Source organism: Aeromicrobium sp. Sec7.5, from assembly GCF_036867135.1.
In the GTDB taxonomy this organism is placed as follows: Bacteria; Actinomycetota; Actinomycetes; order Propionibacteriales; family Nocardioidaceae; genus Aeromicrobium.
Genome location: NZ_JBAJIJ010000001.1, coordinates 731,421 through 748,808 on the forward strand (window position 1 = coordinate 731,421; position 17,388 = coordinate 748,808).

The window sequence follows — 17,388 nt, forward strand, 5'->3', positions numbered from 1 at the left end:
CTCGCCGTCGTCCGGGGGCGATTTCGTCGGTGGGTGGCTCTAGCGTGCCGGACATGAGCACCCACCACGCGCTCGACTACGTCGAGATCCCATTCCCCGACCTCGCGGCGGCCCAGGCCTTCTACGGGTCGGCCTTCGGCTGGAGCTTCACCGAGTACGGCGGCGCCTACGTCGGCTTCTCCTCGACCGGCGGCGACGAGGACGGAGGCTTCGACCCCACCGGCACGCCGCACGCGGGTGGCCCGCTGGTCCAGGTCTACTCCGACGACCTCGAGGCCACGGCCGCCGCGGTCCGCGACGCCGGAGGCACCATCACGGCCCCGCCGTTCTCCTTCCCCGGCGGCCGCCGGTTCCACTTCCGCGATCCCGCCGGGAACGAGCTCGGCGCCTGGTCGAGGAGCTGAAGCCGGCCGACGCATCGCTGTCCTGAGCGACAAGCGACACGGACCAGGAGCCGAGCGCCGCGGTCCGCCCACAGATTGAGAGTCCACGGTTGGCCAGGGGACCGGGAACGATGCATCGGGGTAGCCCCAACTGCCGCCATGCATCGGTCGTCGTCCACCCGGGCACTCGGCTAGGAGGACGGAGCGGGGACCCAGTACTTCCGGTCCATGCCGCTTGTCAATGATGGCCCTTCGAGGCTCGGCCGCGGGCGGCCTCACACCTCAGGGAGCGGGGGTGCCCTCGTCCCGGGCCCGCTCCATGTCGGCGGCCAGCGCCGGATCCGAGTAGGGCCCCGGGGCCCGCAGGTGGTCGATCACGTTCTGCACCGAGGTCGGGTCCTTGTCCTGGCTGAGCTTCGCCTTGACGTCCAGACGCGTCACCGGGATTTGCAGCCCTACGGTGCCACGCGCCACGGGGGTGGCCCAGTCGCGGTCCAGCCACATCGGCTCGTCGACGTGCTGCTCGAAGTGGGCCACGAGGGCCACGAGCGAGTCGAGGTTCTCCTCGGGGGTCAGCACCTGCGGCACGCCCCACAAGTGCGCCACCGTGAAGTTCCAGGTGGGCGCCCTCGAGGATCCGGGGGAGTACCAGCTCGGTGAGACGTACCCGTGGGGACCCTGCACGATCACGAGCACCTCGCGCCCCGCGGCGGCGGCTGCGTCGATCTCGTGGATGCGCTCGTCAGGGCGACCCAGGTGCGTCAGCACGACGAGCCCGTCGCCGGAGTCCTCGAGCACGATCGGGTAGTGCGACGCGACGGGGCCAGCCGTCGTGGTGCTGACGATCGTGGCGAAGCCCTCACGGGCCACGAGGTCGCGTACGAAGGTCACGTCGGTGACCTGGTGCGTCGGGTTGGGTCTCACCGTCCGTGCCTCGTCGACGACGACAGGGTCATCGAGTGCGGGCGACCGTGTCGGTGATCGCCGCGATCAGCGTGTCCCAGAGCTGCGGCGGAAGGTCGTGCGCCATGCCCTCCACCATCCGCAGCTCGGCCCCGGGAATGGCGTCGGCCGTGGCCCGGCCGCCGGACGGGTTCACGAGCCGGTCGGCCGTGCCGTGCACCACGGTCGTCGGGACCGTGAGGGTGCGGAGCGCCGCTGTGCGGTCGGGCTGGGTGAGGATCGCCATCATCTGGCGCACGACCCCGCTCGCGCTGTAGCCGCGGTCGTAGGTGATCTCGGCCCTCAGCCGGGTGGCCTCCGGGTCGGTCGGGTAGGTCGGGGACCCGATCAGGGTCGACGACTCGAGAGACCGCTGGACGTAGGCGTCGCGGGTCGGCCTGGTCCGCTTCAGCAGGTGCGGGATGAGTCGGGGGTCCTGCCACCCGACCGTGCGCCGGCCGGTCGTCGACATGATCGAGGTCAGGCTGAGCACCCGGCTCGGCTGCTCGATCGCCAGCGTCTGCGCGATCATGCCGCCCATCGAGACGCCCACCACGTGCGCGGCGTCGATGCCGAGCGCGTCGAGGAGCCCGGCGGCGTCACCGGTGAGGTCGCTGATCGAGTACGGCGCGCGGACCGCCAGGTCGACCGGACCGAGCTTCAGCGGCGGCACGCCCAGGAACGCCCGCACGAGGTCGGTGCGTCCCATCGTGCGCTGGCGCACCTTGGTGGAGCGCCCGGTGTCGCGGTTGTCGTAGCGGATCACGAAGAAGCCGCGCTGGGCGAGACGCGTGCAGAGCTCGTCGTCCCACCAGCCCATCGGACCGCTGAGGCCCATGATCAGCAGGATGGCCGGGTCGCCCTCGTCGCCGAACGTCTGGTGGCAGAGGTCGATGCCGGAGGGCAGGCTGGCGAACAGCTCGTCGGAGGTCGCGACGGACGAGGCGGTCATGCGATTCGGCCCTTCGGGGTGCGGATGAGCTCTAGTGCTCGTAGTCGACGGTGGAGTACGCCTTGAGCTTCGAGAGCTTGTGCTCGCTGTGGATCTTGCGGATCGTGCCGCTGCGCGAACGCATCACGAGCGACTCGGTGATCGCGGCGCCCTTGGTGTAGCGGACCCCGGCGAGCAGGTCGCCGTCGGTGATGCCGGTCGCGACGAAGAAGCAGTCGTCGGCCGTGACGAGGTCGTCGGTGTGCAGGATGCGGTCGAGGTCGTGGCCTGCGTCGACCGCCCGCTGGCGCTCGTCGTCGTCCTTGGGCCACAGGCGTGTCTGGAGCACGCCGCCCAGCGCCTTCATGGCGCACGCCGTGATGATGCCCTCGGGGGTGCCGCCGACGCCGACCATGAGGTCGACGCCCGTGTCGGGGCGCGCGGCGCTGATGGCGCTGGCGACGTCACCGTCGGTGATGAACTTGATGCGGGCGCCCGCGGCGCGCACCTCCTCGACGAGCTGCTCGTGGCGCGGGCGCTCGAGGATGCAGACCGTGACGTCGCTGTGCGAGACGCCCTTGGTGCGGGCGATGATGTCGATGTTCTCGGCGACCGGGAGGCGGATGTCGATCAGGTCGGCGAAATCCGGACCGGCGGCGATCTTCTGCATGTAGAACACCGCGGAGGGGTCGTACATCGAGCCGCGCGGGGCGACGGCCATGACGCTGATCGCGTTGGGCATGCCCTTGGCGGTGAGCGTGGTGCCGTCGATCGGGTCGACGGCGACGTCGCACTCGGGGCCGTTGCCGTCGCCGACCTGCTCGCCGTTGAACAACATGGGCGCCTCGTCCTTCTCGCCCTCGCCGATCACCACGACACCGTTCATCTCCACGGTGTTGATGAGGGTGCGCATCGCATTGACCGCGACCCCGTCGGCGCCGTTCTTGTCGCCGCGCCCCACCCAGCGACCGGCGGCCATGGCCCCGGCCTCGGTGACGCGGACGAGATCGAGGGCGAGATTGCGGTCGGGCGCCTGATCGGCGGGCTGAAGGCTCTCCACCCCGGCATCCTAGTGGCACCACCGATCGCGGTCTGTCGTTCGCCCCAGTCGTGCGCACCATCGTGGGCCCGGTCGTGCGTGCCGTCGGGGGCGCGCGCGGGGGTCGGCGGGTCCACCGGGGCTGGGCATGTTCTGCCTAGACTCAGCGGGTGATCCGCTTCGACCACGTCACCAAGACGTACTCCGGACAGAAGCGACCTGCCCTCGACGGTCTCGACCTCGAGATCGCCAAGGGCGAGTTCGTGTTCCTCGTCGGTGCCTCAGGCTCCGGCAAGTCGACGTTCCTGCGTCTCGTGCTGCGCGAGGAGCGCCCGAGCGAGGGCCGCGTCTTCGTCGCGGGCAAGGAGATCGACAAGCTGTCGAGCTGGAAGGTGCCGAAGCTGCGCCGCCAGGTCGGCACGGTCTTCCAGGACTTTCGCCTCCTGCCGAACCGCTCCGTCAACGAGAACGTCGCCTTCGCGCTGCAGGTCATCGGCAAGCCGCGCGCGGAGATCGACAAGGTCGTCCCCGAGACGCTCGAGCTCGTCGGCCTGGAGGGCAAGGGTCACCGGCTGCCCAACGAGCTGTCCGGCGGTGAGCAGCAGCGCGTGGCGATCGCGCGGGCCTTCGTCAACCGCCCCAAGATCCTCATCGCGGACGAGCCCACCGGAAACCTCGACCCGGCCACGAGCGTCGGCATCATGAAGCTGCTCGACCGGATCAACCGCACCGAGACCACCGTCGTGATGGCCACCCACGACTCCTCCATCGTCGACCAGATGCGCAAGCGCGTCATCGAGCTCGACGACGGACGCGTCGTGCGCGACGAGGCCCGCGGCATCTACGGCTACCAGAGCTAGAGGCGCGCATGAACTTCACCCTGCGGGAGCTGGGCACCAGCCTGTCCCGGAACAAGTCGATGACGATCTCCCTGGTCGTCACGATGACGGTCTCCCTCCTCCTGGCGGGTCTCGGCCTGCTGATCCAGGCCCAGGCCGACCGCACCGAGGAGTACTTCGGCAACCAGCTGCAGCTGCAGGTCAGCCTGTGCACCGGCACCTCCAAGGCGCCCACGTGCATCGGCGGTGCCGCCACCGACGCGCAGAAGGAGGCCGTCGAGGAGGCGTTGCAGGACAATCCCGAGGTCGAGAGCTTCGAGGTGCGCACCGCCGAGCAGAACTTCGAGCGCGCCAAGGAGCGCATCGGCGACTCCGACACCGGACGCAAGCAGCTCGAGGTCGTCGGCGCGGAGGACTTCGCCGACTCCTACTTCGTCACCCTCGTGAACCCGCAGGAGTTCGACGGCGTGCTGAGCCAGGTCAGCGGCATGGACGGTGTCAACAGCGTCCTGTCGCTGGAGGACTTGCTGAAGCCGCTCTTCGTGGCGCTCGAGAAGCTGCAGTGGGCCTCGATCGGCACGGCGCTGCTCCTGATCCTCGCCGCGATCCTGCAGGTCTCCAACACGATCCGCATGACGGCCCATGCGCGCCGCCGCGAGATCAGCATCATGCGGTACGTGGGCGCGTCCAGCTGGCACATCCAGCTGCCCTTCATCCTGGAGTCGCTCGTGGCCGCGGTCATCTCGGCCGTGCTCGCCTCGGCCGGCATCGCGGCGTTCATGGGATTCGTGGTCTACGGCTTCCTGCGCGAGAACCTGCAGATCACCACGTGGGTGCGATGGCAGGAGGCGCTCGGGGTCATGGGGCTGACCTCGCTGCTCGCGGTGGCGTTGGCGCTGCTGCCGACCCTGCTGCTGACGCGCAAGTACCTCAAGGTCTGACCCGACCCGCCCGGGATGCATCGGGGGTAGCCGTGACCCTCAAGGTGAACTAGAGTCTCACCCGTCACACGAGTTCACTCACGTTGCACTCGCCTGCCCATCAGGGCACTTCCCCAGGTCGAGGTTTTTGCTATGAGATCCACCCCGCGGTCCGCTCTGCTGGCGTTCACGCTGACCTTCGCGCTGATCGCCACGCTCGCAGGTCCGTCGCTGGCCGAGTCCAAGGACGAGCTCGAGCGCAAGAAGAACGCGACGAACTCCGAGTTGTCCGGCGCCCAGCAGTCCTACGACGAGTCCAGCAAGGCCGCCGCCGATGCTGCCGCCGTACTGCAGGCCTCGCAGGCCCAGCTGGCAGAGGCGCAGTCGGCGCTCGGCTCGGTCCGGGGCCAGCTCGTGGCCGCCCAGGCGCTCGACGCCCAGATGCAGGTCAAGCTCGAGCAGAGCGAGGCCGACCTGGCCCAGGCGGAGTCCGACCTCGCGGCCGGCGAGCAGGACGTCGAGGCCTCCACGGCGGAGGTCGTCGAGTTCACCGTCGAGTCGCTGCAGGACGCCGGCGCCGGCCTGCGTGCCTTCAACGAGCTCGTGAGCGGTGCCGATCCGACGGAGTTCACCGAGCAGGTCGCGATCAACAACACGATCGCCGACTCCCAGCTCAGCAAGCTCGACACCTTGGACGCCACGCGCGTCCTGCTCGACATCAACGAGCAGAAGGTCCAGGCGCTGCGCGACCAGGTCCAGGTCGAGCGCGACGCCGCCGCCGCCAACCTCGCGAACATCACGGTGCTCGAGCAGCAGGCTGCCGCTCAGGAGGCCTCGGTCGCCCAGCTCGTGCAGGCGAACTCGACCAACAAGTCCGCGGCCGACGCGGCCGTGGCCGCCGATGCCTCTGACATCGCGGCGCTCGAGGCCGACCGCAACGCCCTGGAGGCCGAGCTGCAGCGTCTGGCCGCCGAGGAGCTCGCGCGGGCGAACGCGAACGCGAACTCCGGTGGCGGTGGCGGTGGCGGTGGAGGCGGTAGCTCCACCGGGAAGCTGTCCTATCCGCTCAGCTCGGTCCGGATCACGTCGCCGTACGGCTTCCGGATCCACCCCATCACGGGCAAGCGGCGCCTGCACGACGGCATGGACTTCGGCGCCGGCTGCGGCACGCCGATCAAGGCCGCGGCCAACGGCACGATCGTCAGCCAGTACTACAACAGCGGCTACGGCAACCGGGTCATCCTCAACAACGGCGTGATCAACGGTGCCAACATCGTCACGACGTACAACCACCTGTCACGGTTCGCCGTGAGCCCCGGCCAGCGCGTCTCGCGCGGCCAGACGATCGGCTACGTCGGGACGACCGGGTCGTCCACGGGCTGCCACCTGCACTTCATGGTGCTGGTGAACGGCTCGCACACCAACCCGGCCAACTGGATCGGCTGACGCCCGGCGCCCTCGTTCGTGGGCAGGTGAGAGAATGGTCAGATGCCCAAGGAGACCGGCCGCAAGGTCATCGCCCAGAACAAGAAGGCGCGCCACGACTACCACGTCGAGGACACCTTCGAGGCCGGGCTGGTCCTCGTCGGCACCGAGGTCAAGAGCCTGCGGATGGGTCGGGCCTCCCTCGTCGACGGCTTCGCCGAGGTCGACCGCGGTGAGGTCTGGCTGCTGCAGGTGCACATCCCGCAGTACGCCCAGGGCACGTGGACGAACCACGAGGCGCGGCGCAAGCGCAAGCTCCTGCTGAACCGGGTCGAGATCGACCGCATCGAGCGCAAGCTCATGGACAAGGGCGTCACCTTGGTGCCGTTGAGCCTGTACTTCAAGGACGGCCGCGCCAAGGTCGAGATCGCCGTGGCGAAGGGCAAGAAGGCCTACGACAAGCGGCACACGATCCGGGAGCGCGACGCCATGAACGAGGCGCGCAACGAGGTCGGGCGCAAGCTCAAGGGGTTGTGAGGGTGGCGGCGACCTCGACGACCGGTCCCGCCACGGATGACGAGCTCCCGCCGTACCTCGAGAGCCTGGGTCTGCCCGGGTTGTTCGACGTGCACGTGCACTTCATGCACCCCAAGGTCCTCGCCAAGGTCTGGGCCTACTTCGACTCGGCCGGACCCAAGCTCGGCCGGCCGTGGCCGATCGCCTACCGCACGAGCGACGAGGAGCGGGTCGCCACGCTCCGGGCCATGGGCGTGCGCCACTACTCGGCGCTGTCGTACGCCCACAAGCCGGGCGTCGCGACCTTCATGAACGCCTGGAGCACCGAGTTCGCCGCCCGGTACCCGGAGTCGCTGCACTCGGCGACGTTCTTCCCCGAGCCCGGGGCCGACGCCTACGTGGCGGAGGCCCTCGAGCGGGGCGTCGAGGTCTTCAAGGCCCACGTGCAGGTGGGCGAGTTCGCGCCGGACGACCCGCTGCTCGACCCGGTGTGGGCCCGGCTGGAACGCCACCAGGTGCCGATCGTGCTGCACGCGGGCTCGGGTCCCGCGCCAGGGCGGCACACGGGCGTCGAGCCGGTGCGTCGCGTGCTCGAGCGCTTCGGCGACCTGCGCCTCGTGATCGCCCACCTCGGCATGCCGGAGTGCGAGGGATTCGTGCAGCTGGCGGCCGAGCACCCGCACGTCATGCTCGACACCACGATGGCGTTCGTCGACTTCTGGGGCGACGACCACACGTTCGACGGAGTGGTCGACCGCCTCGTCCCGCTGCAGTCGCGGGTGCTGTTCGGCAGCGACTTCCCGAACATCCCGTACGCGTACGCCCACCAGGTGGAGGTGCTGGCCCGCCTGGGCCTCGGCGACGACTGGATGCGCGACGTGCTGTGGCACAACGGGGCGCGCCTCTTCGGGCGACCCTGATCGGGTCCACCTGACGCGCGTCAGCCATGATGGCCCCGCACGCCGTCGCCTGTGAGGAGCAGCATGAGCAAGACGAACCCGGGTCACTTCTTCGAGGACTTCGCGATCGGTCAGGTCTTCGAGCACGCGACGCCCCGCACGATCACTGACGGTGACCGCGCGGTCTACGGCGCGATCTACCCGACCCGGTTCGCCGTCCCGTCGTCCGCGCAGTTCGCGGCGTCGGTGGGTCTGGCGGCGTCGGACGGATCGGGGCATCCGGTGGAGGAGCTCATCGGCTTCCACGTCGCCTTCGGCAAGACCGTGCCGGACGTCTCCCTCAACGCGGTCGCCAACCTCGGCTACGCCGAGCTGCGCTTCCGCCAGCCCGTCGTCCCCGGCGACACGCTGCGCACGAGCTCGGAGGTCATCGGGCTCAAGCAGAACTCCAACGGCAAGAGCGGCGTCGTCTACGTGCGCTCGACGGCGGTCAACCAGCGGGGCGAGATCGCGCTCGACTGGGCGCGGTGGGTCATGGTGCACAAGCGTGACCAGACGCTCGAGGCGCCCGAGACGGTCGTGCCCGAGCTCGCGTCGGTCGTGGCTCCCGCCGACCTCGTGATTCCCTCCCGGCTCGACTTCTCCGACTACGATTTCGCCGCCGCCGGTGAGTCGCACCGCTTCGACGACTACGCGGTCGGCGAGAAGATCGACCACGTCGACGGTGTGACGCTCAGCGAGTCCGAGCACATGATGGCGACCCGCCTGTGGCAGAACACCGCCAAGGTGCACTTCAACACCGAGGCCCGACCCGATGGACGCCGTCTCGTCTACGGCGGCCACGTGATCTCGATGGCACGGGCGCTGTCGTTCAACGGTCTGGCCAACGCCCAGCTCGTGGCGGCGATCAACGGCGGCTCCCACACGGCCCCCGCGTTCGCCGACGACACGGTCTACGCCTGGTCCGAGGTGCTCGACAAGGCCGAGGTCGATGCCCCCGGCGTCGGTGCCCTGCGCCTGCGCCTGGTCGCGACCAAGGGGCGCGACGAGTCCATGACGCTCAAGGGCGACGACGGGAAGTACGCCTCCGGCGTGCTGCTCGACCTCGACCTCTGGGCCCTCGTCCCGCGCTGAGCGGGTCCAACCATGACCGCACGCCTGATCCTCGTCCGCCACGGCGAGACGGAGTGGAGCCGCGCCGGCCGCCACACGTCGACGACCGACCTGCCGCTGACCGCGGCCGGTGAGGACGAGGCGCGGGCGCTCGCGCCGGTGCTCGCCGAGCTGACCGTCGACCGGGTCCTGTGCAGCCCGCGGCTGAGGGCCCGGCGGACCGCTGAGCTCGCGGGCCTCGCGGCACCCGAGATCTGCGAGGACCTCGCGGAGTGGGACTACGGCGACTACGAGGGCGTCTCTACCCCCGACATCCGCAAGACCGTCCCTGGCTGGACCGTGTGGTCGCACCCGGTGCCGGGTGGCGAGACGGCCGAGCAGGTGGCCGAGCGCCTCGACCGCGTCGTGGAGCGCGTGCGCTCGAGCGACGGCACGACGCTCGCCGTGGCCCACGGACACTCCCTGCGGGCGCTCGTGGCCCGCTGGCTGGACCTGCCGGTGGCCGAGGGCCGTCACTTCGTCCTCGACACCGCCACCTGGAGCGAGCTCGGCGACGATCGCGGCACGCCGGCCGTCCTGACCTGGAACGTTGGCCGCCGGCGCTAGGTCCGTGGTTCAGGCGAAGAGGGTCTGCCCGCGCTGGGTGTCGAAGTACTCACGCACCTCGGCCACCTTGCTGCCGCGGACGATGAAGTTCGCGATGTAGCGATTCTCATAGGTACCTCCCTCGACCGTCTCGACTGTCGTCTCCCACTCGACGACCGCGTTGTCGTCGCCGTAGGTCAAGCTCAGGACGGTGGTCGACAGTGTCTCGAGACGCATCCGTGCAGAGGCGATGGGGAAGAATTGCTCGACGATTTCTCGGGAGCCGGCCCAGGTACCCGAGTTCGGGAGCAAGCCGGGCGCCACCCAGATCGCATCGTCGGTGAAGCAATCGCGCAGGACACTGTCGTCGTGGGTCGCGAGTGCGGCGAAGTAGGCCTGCATCGCGGCCTCGGGCTGGTTCTGTGAGGGCATGGGCACAACATAACAGTCCTTCGAACAGGTGTTCTAGTGTTCTTGACAGGTCAGGATTCGCGGCGTTCGGTGCGCGGCGTGCCGTCGCCGTAGGTGCGCAAGGTCCGCGGCCGGGCCACGAACGACGAGAACACGCTCACTGCCAGTCCGACGACGAAGCCGATCGCGACGATCGTGGTCGTCAGCTCCCCGCCGACCAGCGCCACGCCGAAGGTGAACGCGACACTGCCCACGATCGCGATCGGCAGGCACCACAGCAGCCGCAGGGACAGTGGCCGGGCGACTGACAGGGCCATGCGTCGCAGCGCCTCGTCGGACGGGCCGCGACGGTCGCGCGGGTCGGCGGGTTCGGGCTCGGTCGCGCTCATGTGGACTGACGCTAGCCTGACCGCATGCGGATCGACCTGCACACCCACTCGAACCGGTCCGACGGCACCGACACCCCGGCCGAGGTCGTGCGCAACGCGGCCCGGGTCGCGCACCTCGACGTCGTGGCGCTGACCGACCACGATGCCACGACGGGGTGGGACGAGGCGCAGGACGAGGCCGACCGGGTCGGCATCCGGATGGTGCGTGGCATCGAGATCTCGACCCGCTTCCGGGGCGAGAGCGTGCACCTGCTCGGCTACGAGTTCGACCCCGAGCACCCGGCGCTGGTCGCCGAGCTGCGGCGGGTGCTCGACGGACGCGACAACCGTCTGCCGGACGTGCTCCGCAAGCTGGCCGAGCACGGGATCGACATCACGCTCGAGGACGTCGCCGCGCAGTCGGGCGACGCCGCCGCCTCGGGGCGACCCCACATCGCCGACGCGATGGTGGCGAAGGGGTACATCGCCCATCGCGACGAGGCGTTCGACGGCTGGCTCAACACGAAGGGGCGCGCGTACGTCGACCGCTACTCGGCGCCCCTGCTGACGGCCGTCGAGCTGCTCAAGGACGCGGGGGGTCGGGCCGTCGTGGCGCACCCGTGGTCGCGGGGGAGCGATCGTGTGCTGACGGCCGAGACCTTCGAGCAGCTGAAGGCTGCGGGCCTCGACGGCATCGAGGTCGACCACAACGACCACGGTGAGGCGGCTCGCACGGCGCTCCGCGCGATCGCGACCGACCTCGACCTCGTCGTGACCGGTTCCAGCGACTACCACGGCACGGGCAAGAGCGAGGCCTTCCACCTCGGCGCCAACCTCACCGCCCCCGACCAGCTCGACCGCCTCCTGGGCTGAACGCTGCCGAGAGACTTTGTTGGTGGCGAGGAGAGACTTTGTTGGCGTGAGCGAGCAACAAAGTCTCTCCTGACCACCAACAAAGTCTCTCGTGACCACCAACAAACTCTCTCGCGAGCGGTACTCAGGTGGTGGAGGTGAGGAAGGGGAGCCAGGCGGCGGCCAGGGCCTCGGGGTCCTCGACGGCAGGGGAGTGGCCGAGTCCGGGCAGGACGACGACCTCGGTGCCGAGCCGGTGCGCCAGGTCGGCCTGCGCCCCGAGCGGCCACGCGTCGTCGAGCTCGCCGTGGCCGACCCAGACGGGCAGGCCGGTCGCGGCGACCTCCGCCACGCGGTCGGCCGCCTCGATCAGGTGGAGCGTCATGGCACGCAGTGAGTCGGGGGAGTTCGCGACGAACCGCCGCTCGAGGAACGCCGCGACGTCGGCCGGCGGCGGTACGGCGGTGGCGCGCTCACGCAGGCGGTGCAGGTCGAGGAGCGGGACGGTGCCGATCGCCTCGGCGAGGCGGCGCAGCGGCCGCGTGGGCGAGTCGCCGAGGGCGCCGGGACCCGTGCAGAGCAGGCTCAGGCTGCGCCACCGGGTCGGGTGCTCCACGGCTGCGGTCTGCGCGACGAGTCCGCCGAAGGAATGACCGATCACGTGCACGGGCCGGTCGGCGACCGCGCCGGCCACCGCGGCGGCGTCGGCGGCGAGGGCCGGCAGGGTGTAGTCGTCCTGGGGCGTGCCGGGCGTCTCGAACTGGCCGCGCTGGTCGTAGGCCGTCGCGTCGAACCCGGCCTGCGCGAGCAGAGGCAGGAGCGGCGTGAAGTCCTCCTTGCTGCCGGTCCAGCCGGGGACCAGCAGGACGTGGCCGGCGGGAGCGTCGATCCGCGCGACGTGCGCGGCGAACGAGCCGCGCGGAGTCTCGACGCGCGTCGCCTCGACCCCGTCCGGCACGGTCACGCTCTGGGGCGTGCTCATCGGATCGGCCGCCCGGGCTCGCTCATCGACCCCGCTTCGCCGCACGGGCCACGAGGGACGTCGGCGCGTGCTTGGCGAAGAACGTCAGCACCTTGTAGCGCTTCGACGGCACCGAGAGCGACTTGCCGCGCTCGAGGTCGCGCAGACCGTCCGCGACGACACGATCGGACTTCAGCCACATCCACTTCGGGACGCCGGAGATGTCCATCTCGCCGCGCTGGTGGAACTCGGTGCGCGTGAAGCCGGGAGCGAGCGCCATGACCGTGACGCCCGAGGCCCCGTGGTGCCAGCCCGCCCACAGCGAGAGGTTGGTCAGCCACGCCTTGTGCGCGGAGTAGGCGCCGCGGGGGGTGAACGCCGCGACGCTCGTGACGTTGACGATCCCGCCGTGCCCGCGCGGCGTCATGGCCTTGATCGCCGCGTCCATCAGGTGCATCGGAGCGCGCACGAGGAGGTCGAGCTGGCGGTCCTCCTCGGCGATCTCCGTCGTGCCGAACCACCCGGCCAGCGACGCGCCGGCGTTGTTCACGAGCAGGTCGACCGGCCGGTCGGGGTCCGCGAGGGCCGCGGCGACCCGGTCGACGTCGCCGGGGACGGTGAGATCGGCCGCCAGGACGTCGACCTCGACCCCGTGCGCCGCGCGCAGCTCGGCTGCGACCTCCTCCAACCGCTGCGTGTCGCGGGCGACCAGGATCAGGTCGTCGCCGCGAGCGGCGAGGGCACGGACGAACGAGTGGCCGATGCCGGCGGTGGCGCCGGTGACGAGTGCGCGAGAAGACATGTGCCCCAGCATGCCGCACGCGCGCCGACCGGGGCGTCGCCAGTGGCACAATGGCCGACGTGACGACGACGATCAGCGTGGTGAACCAGAAGGGCGGGGTCGGCAAGACGACGACCGTCGCCTCCCTCGGCGCGGCGCTGGTCGAGCTCGAGCAGCGGGTGCTGCTCGTCGACCTCGACCCGCAGGGCGGCCTGACCTTCTCGCTGGGCGTCGACCCGGAGGACCTCGACGTCACGGTCGGCGACGTGCTGCTCGGCACGCACCGCGCCGACGACGCGATCGTGGTGACCGACGACGGCGTGCACCTGCTGCCGTCGAACATCACCGTCACGCAGGCCGAGGAGGGCCTCGTGACCCGCACGGGACGCGAGCAGCGGCTGCGGGTGGCGCTCGACAAGGTCGCCGGCGACTACGACGTGATCATCATCGACTGCCCGCCGACCCTCGGAGTCCTCACGGTCGGGGCGCTCTCCGCGTCCGACAAGGTGCTGATCCCGCTGCAGGCCGAGACGCTCGCGCACCGCGGTGTCGGCCAGCTGCTCGAGACGATCAACGACGTGCAGCAGTTCATCAACTCCGGGCTCACGGTCTGGGGGGTCCTGCCCACGATGTACGACGGGCGCACCAAGCACGCCCAGGCCGTCGTCGAGGCGATCGGCACGACCTACGAGCTGCCGATCATCTCGCCCGCGATCCCGAAGTCGATCCGCTTCGCCGAGGCGCCGGCGATCGGCCGCACGATCCTCGGCACGCACCGCACGCACAAGGGCGCCGAGGCGTACCGCGCGGTGGCCGCCCAGCTGCTGGACTGACCCACACCACTCCGAGCACGACCGAGGGGCCCGACGCGATGCGTCGGGCCCCTCGGTCGTGCTCGGTCGCCTCGGTCAGGACCCGGTGGCCTCGCCGGCCGACTGACCGCTCGAGGACGCGCCGCTGCGGGTGCGGCGCCGGCGCCGGTTGCGGCTCGCGCCACCTTCGCCCTGCGAGGCGTCGGAGGACGAGGACTGGTTGCCACCCTCGCGCTGGCCGCCGGATCGCTGGCCGCCACCGTTGCCACGGCCGGAGCCGGAGCCGGAGCCCTGGTTGCCGCCACGACCGCCACGACCACCGGAGGGCTTGTCCTCCTTGGGGCGCGGCGTGGCCGGCTTGAGCCGGCCCTTGACGTCGCGCGGGATGCCGAGGTCGTGGAACAGGTGCTCGGAGTTCGAGTACGTCTCCAGCGGGTCCTCGAACGGCAGGCCCAGCGTCTTGTTGATGAGCTTCCAGCGCTGGATGTCGGCCCAGTCGACGAACGTGACCGCGCTGCCGGTGAGACCGGCGCGGCCGGTGCGGCCGATGCGGTGGACGTACGTCTTGTCGTCCTCGGGGCACGTGTAGTTGATGACGTGGCTGACGCCCGCGACGTCGATGCCGCGCGCGGCGACGTCGGTGGCGACGAGCGTCTGGACGCCACCCTCACGGAAGCGCTGCAGCGCCTTCTCGCGAGCGTTCTGCGCCATGTCGCCGTGCAGCGGCGCGGCCGGGAAGCCGCGGTCGATCAGGTCGTCGGCGAGCCGCTGGGCCTGGCGCTTGGTGCGCGTGAACACGATGACCTGCGTCGCGTCGTCGGCCTGCAGGATGCGGGCGACGATCTCGGGCTTGTCGAGGTCGTGGGCCTGGAAGACGAACTGGGCCGTGGTCGGCACCATCTGGTTGTCCTCGCCGCTCTCGGCGCGGATGTTCATCGGGTGCCGCATGTGCTTGCGGGCCAGCGTGACGATCGCTCCGGGCATCGTGGCGCTGAACAGCATCGTCTGGCGCTCGGGGGACGTCTTGGACAGGATCGACTCGACGTCGGGCAGGAAGCCCAGGTCGAGCATCTCGTCGGCCTCGTCGAGCACGACGCACTTGACGTGCGAGAGGTCGAGGGCGCGGCGGTTGGCCAGGTCGAGGATGCGGCCGGGGGTACCGACGACGATGTCGACGCCGGACTCGAGCGCCTCCAGCTGGCCCTCGTACGGCACGCCGCCGTAGATCGTGAGGTTGCGCGTGCCGCGGTTCTTCGAGGCGAGCTTGACGTCGTTGGCCACCTGGAGCGCGAGCTCACGGGTGGGGGCGACGATCAGGGCCTGGGGCTTGCCGGGTGCGGCGAGCTGGTCGTGGCCCTCGTCGGCCGGTGCGACGACGCGCTGGATGACGGGGATGGAGAACGCCAGCGTCTTGCCGGTGCCGGTGCGCGCCTGACCGATGAGGTCGGTGCCCATGAGGGCCACCTGGAGCGTCATCTCCTGGATGGGAAAGGGGGACGTGATGCCGACGTCAGTGAGGGCGTCGGCGATCTCGGGCAGGACGCCCAGATCGGTGAAGGTGGTCAGTGTCTTCTCGAATCGTGAGAGTGGTGAACGGGATGAATCGGTGCGTGTCGTGATGGGCAGACGACGTCGTCCGATGTGCTCACGACCCAGATACGGCCCGAAGGGGCAGTCCCAGCGTACCGGCCAGCCGGGCCCAGGGCCGCATCCGCAGGGCCGCGGCGAGCGCGGGCGCTACGCTGCGGACATCATGAGCGACGCTGATCCGACGTCGGCCGCGAGCCCGACGACCTCGAACCCCGCCTTCGACGACCCCGACTACCGCAACGGCATCGTCGAGCTGCTCGGACTGCTCTCCTCGGGCGAGATCATCGCCTGCGAGCGGCTCGCCGAGGACGCCAAGATGGCCCCTGACCTGCGCACCAAGGTCGAGATCGCGGCCATGGCGACCTCGGAGTTCGGCCACTTCCTGCAGCTGCGCGACCGCCTCGTCGAGCTCGGCGAGGACGCCTACGCGCGGATGACCCCGTTCGCCGCCACGTTTGAGGCGTTCCACGCCAAGACGCGCCCGGCCGACTGGCTCGAGGGCCTCGTGAAGGCCTTCGTGTTCGACGGCCTGGCGGCCGACTTCTACCGCGAGATCGCGGCGTTCCTGGACGCCGACACACGTGAGCTCGTGCTCGAGACCATGAGCGGCACGGGCTCGAGCGAGTTCGTCATCGACGCCGTGCGTGGCGCGATCGAAGTCGATCCCAAGGTCGGCGGACGCCTGGCCCTGTGGGGTCGCCGGCTGATGGGCGAGGCCCTGAGCCAGGCCCAGATGGTCGTCGCCGAGCGCGACGAGCTCAGCGCGCTGCTGGTCGGGGGCGTCGACTCCCCGGGCATGGACCTCGCGGCGATCGGCCGCATGTTCACCCGCCTGACCGAGGCGCACGCGGCCCGCATGGACCGCCTCGGCCTCGCCAGCTGACGCCACCGTGTCGCGGTGGCGCCAGCGGCGTCACATCGCGGTGACCTGGCCGAAGCCGACGGCGCGGCCGGCGTCGGCCGTGAAGTTCAGGTAGGCGATCTTGTCGGCGGGGACCGCGACCGTCGTGCCCTTCTCGTCGGTCAGCGTGAAGAGCGACTCGTCCTTGATGGACTTGGCGAGCTCCTCGAGCAGGTGCTCGGGGCTGCTCGTCGTCTCGACCGACAGCTCGCGGGCGGCGTTCTGAACACCGATCTTGACCTCCATGGAGGGGTCCTTCCGTTCGGGGTGTGCGTGGGTGGAAACCGGGGCGCCGAGGTGGATGTTCCCCGGCCGGGGTCAGACGGTGGGTGGCTCGTCCTTGGGGAAGCCGCCGATGCCGCGCCAGGCGAGGGTCGCGAGCATGCGCACGGCGTCCTCGCGCGACACGGTGGAGGCCGAGTCGAGCCAGTGCCGTGCGCTGACCTGGCCCATGCTCACGAGGGCGACGGCCAGCAGGTGCGACGCCTCGTCGGACATGCCGGCGTCCTCGCGGATGACCTCGGCGATCGCGGTGGCCGACTCGGTCGTGACCCGGTCGAGCTGGTCGCGGACCTCCGGGTCGCTCGTGAGGTCGGACTCGAACACGAGCCGCACGGGGGCGTCGTCGCGGGCGACGTAGTCGAACCACAGCTCCATCGTGGCGCGCACGCGGCGGCGGTTGTCCTGCGTCGAGGCGAGCGCCGTGCGCACGCCCTCGATGACGGTGTCGCACGCCGTGTTGATGAGCGCGAGGTACAGGTCGAGCTTGCCCGGGAAGTGCTGGTAGAGCACGGGCTTGGAGACGCCGGCACGCTCGGCGATCTCGTCCATCGAGGCCGCGTGGTAGCCCTGTTCGACGAAGACGGTGAGGGCGACCTCCAGCAGCTGGGCCTTGCGGGCGGAGCGAGGAAGTCGGCCGGAGCGGGGTCGGCCCAGCTGGCTCGGCACGGTCGGGGCGTCGGTCACTCGGCGAGCCTACCGGGCGGTCATCTCAGGACACGGACCTCGGTCAGCGTCGTTCCCGCGGGGCCGGGACAATGGAGTCAATCCGGTGGCGACGTCGTGCCCGGTCGCGGAACACATCCGCGACAGGCGATGTTGACGCCAGTGACATCGAGAC

At 70.4% G+C, this 17,388-nt stretch carries 21 protein-coding genes; 11 read left to right on the top strand and 10 right to left on the bottom strand.

Features of this window, described 5'->3' with window-relative positions; translation table 11 throughout:
• Window positions 1-53: 53 nt before the first annotated feature.
• On the top strand, window positions 54-404 hold the full coding sequence (locus V6S66_RS03750; protein WP_334205422.1) for a VOC family protein: 351 nt from the start codon (window positions 54-56) through the stop codon (window positions 402-404).
• A gap of 261 nt (window positions 405-665) precedes the next feature.
• Here the strand turns inward: V6S66_RS03750 and V6S66_RS03755 are convergent, their stop codons facing one another.
• The 3 genes from V6S66_RS03755 to glpX are packed head-to-tail and all read right to left on the bottom strand — an operon-like array spanning window position 666 to window position 3,316.
• Window positions 666-1,307, bottom strand: a complete 642-nt coding sequence (locus V6S66_RS03755) for an FMN-binding negative transcriptional regulator (RefSeq protein ID WP_334205423.1) — start codon at window positions 1,305-1,307, stop codon at window positions 666-668.
• Between the two features lie 28 nt (window positions 1,308-1,335).
• Complete coding sequence (locus tag V6S66_RS03760) at window positions 1,336-2,277, bottom strand: alpha/beta fold hydrolase (protein ID WP_334205424.1); 942 nt, start codon at window positions 2,275-2,277, stop codon at window positions 1,336-1,338.
• Window positions 2,278-2,308: 31 nt separating this feature from the next.
• A complete protein-coding gene (glpX, locus tag V6S66_RS03765; RefSeq protein WP_334205425.1) occupies window positions 2,309-3,316 on the bottom strand; it encodes a class II fructose-bisphosphatase in 1,008 nt (335 codons plus the stop codon).
• Between the two features lie 149 nt (window positions 3,317-3,465).
• On the opposite strand from glpX, the gene ftsE reads away from it, so the two are divergent.
• The 7 genes from ftsE (at window position 3,466) to V6S66_RS03800 (ending at window position 9,613) form a co-directional block, all read left to right on the top strand.
• Entirely contained in the window at window positions 3,466-4,155 is a 690-nt protein-coding gene (gene ftsE / locus V6S66_RS03770; RefSeq protein ID WP_334205426.1) for a cell division ATP-binding protein FtsE, read from the top strand.
• An 8-nt stretch (window positions 4,156-4,163) separates the two neighbouring features.
• Window positions 4,164-5,075, top strand: a complete 912-nt coding sequence (gene ftsX, locus V6S66_RS03775) for a permease-like cell division protein FtsX (protein WP_334205427.1) — start codon at window positions 4,164-4,166, stop codon at window positions 5,073-5,075.
• A 132-nt stretch (window positions 5,076-5,207) separates the two neighbouring features.
• Window positions 5,208-6,500: a peptidoglycan DD-metalloendopeptidase family protein gene (locus V6S66_RS03780; protein ID WP_334205428.1), complete on the top strand. Its 1,293-nt coding sequence runs from the start codon at window positions 5,208-5,210 to the stop codon at window positions 6,498-6,500.
• 42 nt (window positions 6,501-6,542) lie between these two features.
• Complete coding sequence (smpB, locus tag V6S66_RS03785; protein WP_334205429.1) at window positions 6,543-7,016, top strand: SsrA-binding protein SmpB; 474 nt, start codon at window positions 6,543-6,545, stop codon at window positions 7,014-7,016.
• A gap of 2 nt (window positions 7,017-7,018) precedes the next feature.
• Window positions 7,019-7,915, top strand: coding sequence for an amidohydrolase family protein (locus V6S66_RS03790; RefSeq protein ID WP_334205430.1), 897 nt, complete (start codon window positions 7,019-7,021; stop codon window positions 7,913-7,915).
• Between the two features lie 63 nt (window positions 7,916-7,978).
• A complete protein-coding gene (locus tag V6S66_RS03795; protein ID WP_334205431.1) occupies window positions 7,979-9,028 on the top strand; it encodes a MaoC family dehydratase in 1,050 nt (349 codons plus the stop codon).
• Window positions 9,029-9,040: 12 nt separating this feature from the next.
• Window positions 9,041-9,613 carry a histidine phosphatase family protein gene (locus V6S66_RS03800; RefSeq protein WP_334205432.1) on the top strand — a complete coding sequence of 191 codons (573 nt, stop codon included), beginning with the start codon at window positions 9,041-9,043 and terminating at the stop codon, window positions 9,611-9,613.
• Between the two features lie 9 nt (window positions 9,614-9,622).
• Here V6S66_RS03800 and V6S66_RS03805 read toward each other — a convergent pair whose 3' ends face one another.
• Both V6S66_RS03805 and V6S66_RS03810 read right to left on the bottom strand, forming a co-directional pair.
• Window positions 9,623-10,024 (bottom strand): nuclear transport factor 2 family protein, encoded by a 402-nt coding sequence (locus V6S66_RS03805; protein ID WP_334205433.1) that lies wholly within the window; start codon window positions 10,022-10,024, stop codon window positions 9,623-9,625.
• A 50-nt stretch (window positions 10,025-10,074) separates the two neighbouring features.
• A complete protein-coding gene (locus tag V6S66_RS03810; protein WP_334205434.1) occupies window positions 10,075-10,392 on the bottom strand; it encodes a hypothetical protein in 318 nt (105 codons plus the stop codon).
• A 24-nt stretch (window positions 10,393-10,416) separates the two neighbouring features.
• Between V6S66_RS03810 and V6S66_RS03815 the strand changes: the two genes are divergently transcribed.
• Window positions 10,417-11,244: a PHP domain-containing protein gene (locus tag V6S66_RS03815; protein WP_334205435.1), complete on the top strand. Its 828-nt coding sequence runs from the start codon at window positions 10,417-10,419 to the stop codon at window positions 11,242-11,244.
• A 124-nt stretch (window positions 11,245-11,368) separates the two neighbouring features.
• Here the strand turns inward: V6S66_RS03815 and V6S66_RS03820 are convergent, their stop codons facing one another.
• Both V6S66_RS03820 and V6S66_RS03825 read right to left on the bottom strand, forming a co-directional pair.
• Window positions 11,369-12,205: an alpha/beta fold hydrolase gene (locus tag V6S66_RS03820; RefSeq protein WP_334205436.1), complete on the bottom strand. Its 837-nt coding sequence runs from the start codon at window positions 12,203-12,205 to the stop codon at window positions 11,369-11,371.
• Between the two features lie 22 nt (window positions 12,206-12,227).
• Window positions 12,228-12,986, bottom strand: a complete 759-nt coding sequence (locus V6S66_RS03825) for an SDR family NAD(P)-dependent oxidoreductase (RefSeq protein ID WP_334205437.1) — start codon at window positions 12,984-12,986, stop codon at window positions 12,228-12,230.
• Between the two features lie 50 nt (window positions 12,987-13,036).
• On the opposite strand from V6S66_RS03825, the gene V6S66_RS03830 reads away from it, so the two are divergent.
• A complete protein-coding gene (locus tag V6S66_RS03830) occupies window positions 13,037-13,798 on the top strand; it encodes a ParA family protein (RefSeq protein WP_334205438.1) in 762 nt (253 codons plus the stop codon).
• Window positions 13,799-13,873: 75 nt separating this feature from the next.
• Here V6S66_RS03830 and V6S66_RS03835 read toward each other — a convergent pair whose 3' ends face one another.
• A complete protein-coding gene (locus tag V6S66_RS03835) occupies window positions 13,874-15,253 on the bottom strand; it encodes a DEAD/DEAH box helicase (RefSeq protein WP_442885889.1) in 1,380 nt (459 codons plus the stop codon).
• 277 nt (window positions 15,254-15,530) lie between these two features.
• On the opposite strand from V6S66_RS03835, the gene V6S66_RS03840 reads away from it, so the two are divergent.
• Window positions 15,531-16,250, top strand: coding sequence for a ferritin-like fold-containing protein (locus tag V6S66_RS03840; protein WP_334205439.1), 720 nt, complete (start codon window positions 15,531-15,533; stop codon window positions 16,248-16,250).
• A gap of 30 nt (window positions 16,251-16,280) precedes the next feature.
• Here V6S66_RS03840 and V6S66_RS03845 read toward each other — a convergent pair whose 3' ends face one another.
• A complete protein-coding gene (locus V6S66_RS03845) occupies window positions 16,281-16,514 on the bottom strand; it encodes a DUF3107 domain-containing protein (protein ID WP_334205440.1) in 234 nt (77 codons plus the stop codon).
• A 72-nt stretch (window positions 16,515-16,586) separates the two neighbouring features.
• Window positions 16,587-17,234: a TetR/AcrR family transcriptional regulator gene (locus V6S66_RS03850; protein WP_334205441.1), complete on the bottom strand. Its 648-nt coding sequence runs from the start codon at window positions 17,232-17,234 to the stop codon at window positions 16,587-16,589.
• Window positions 17,235-17,388 lie beyond the last annotated feature (154 nt).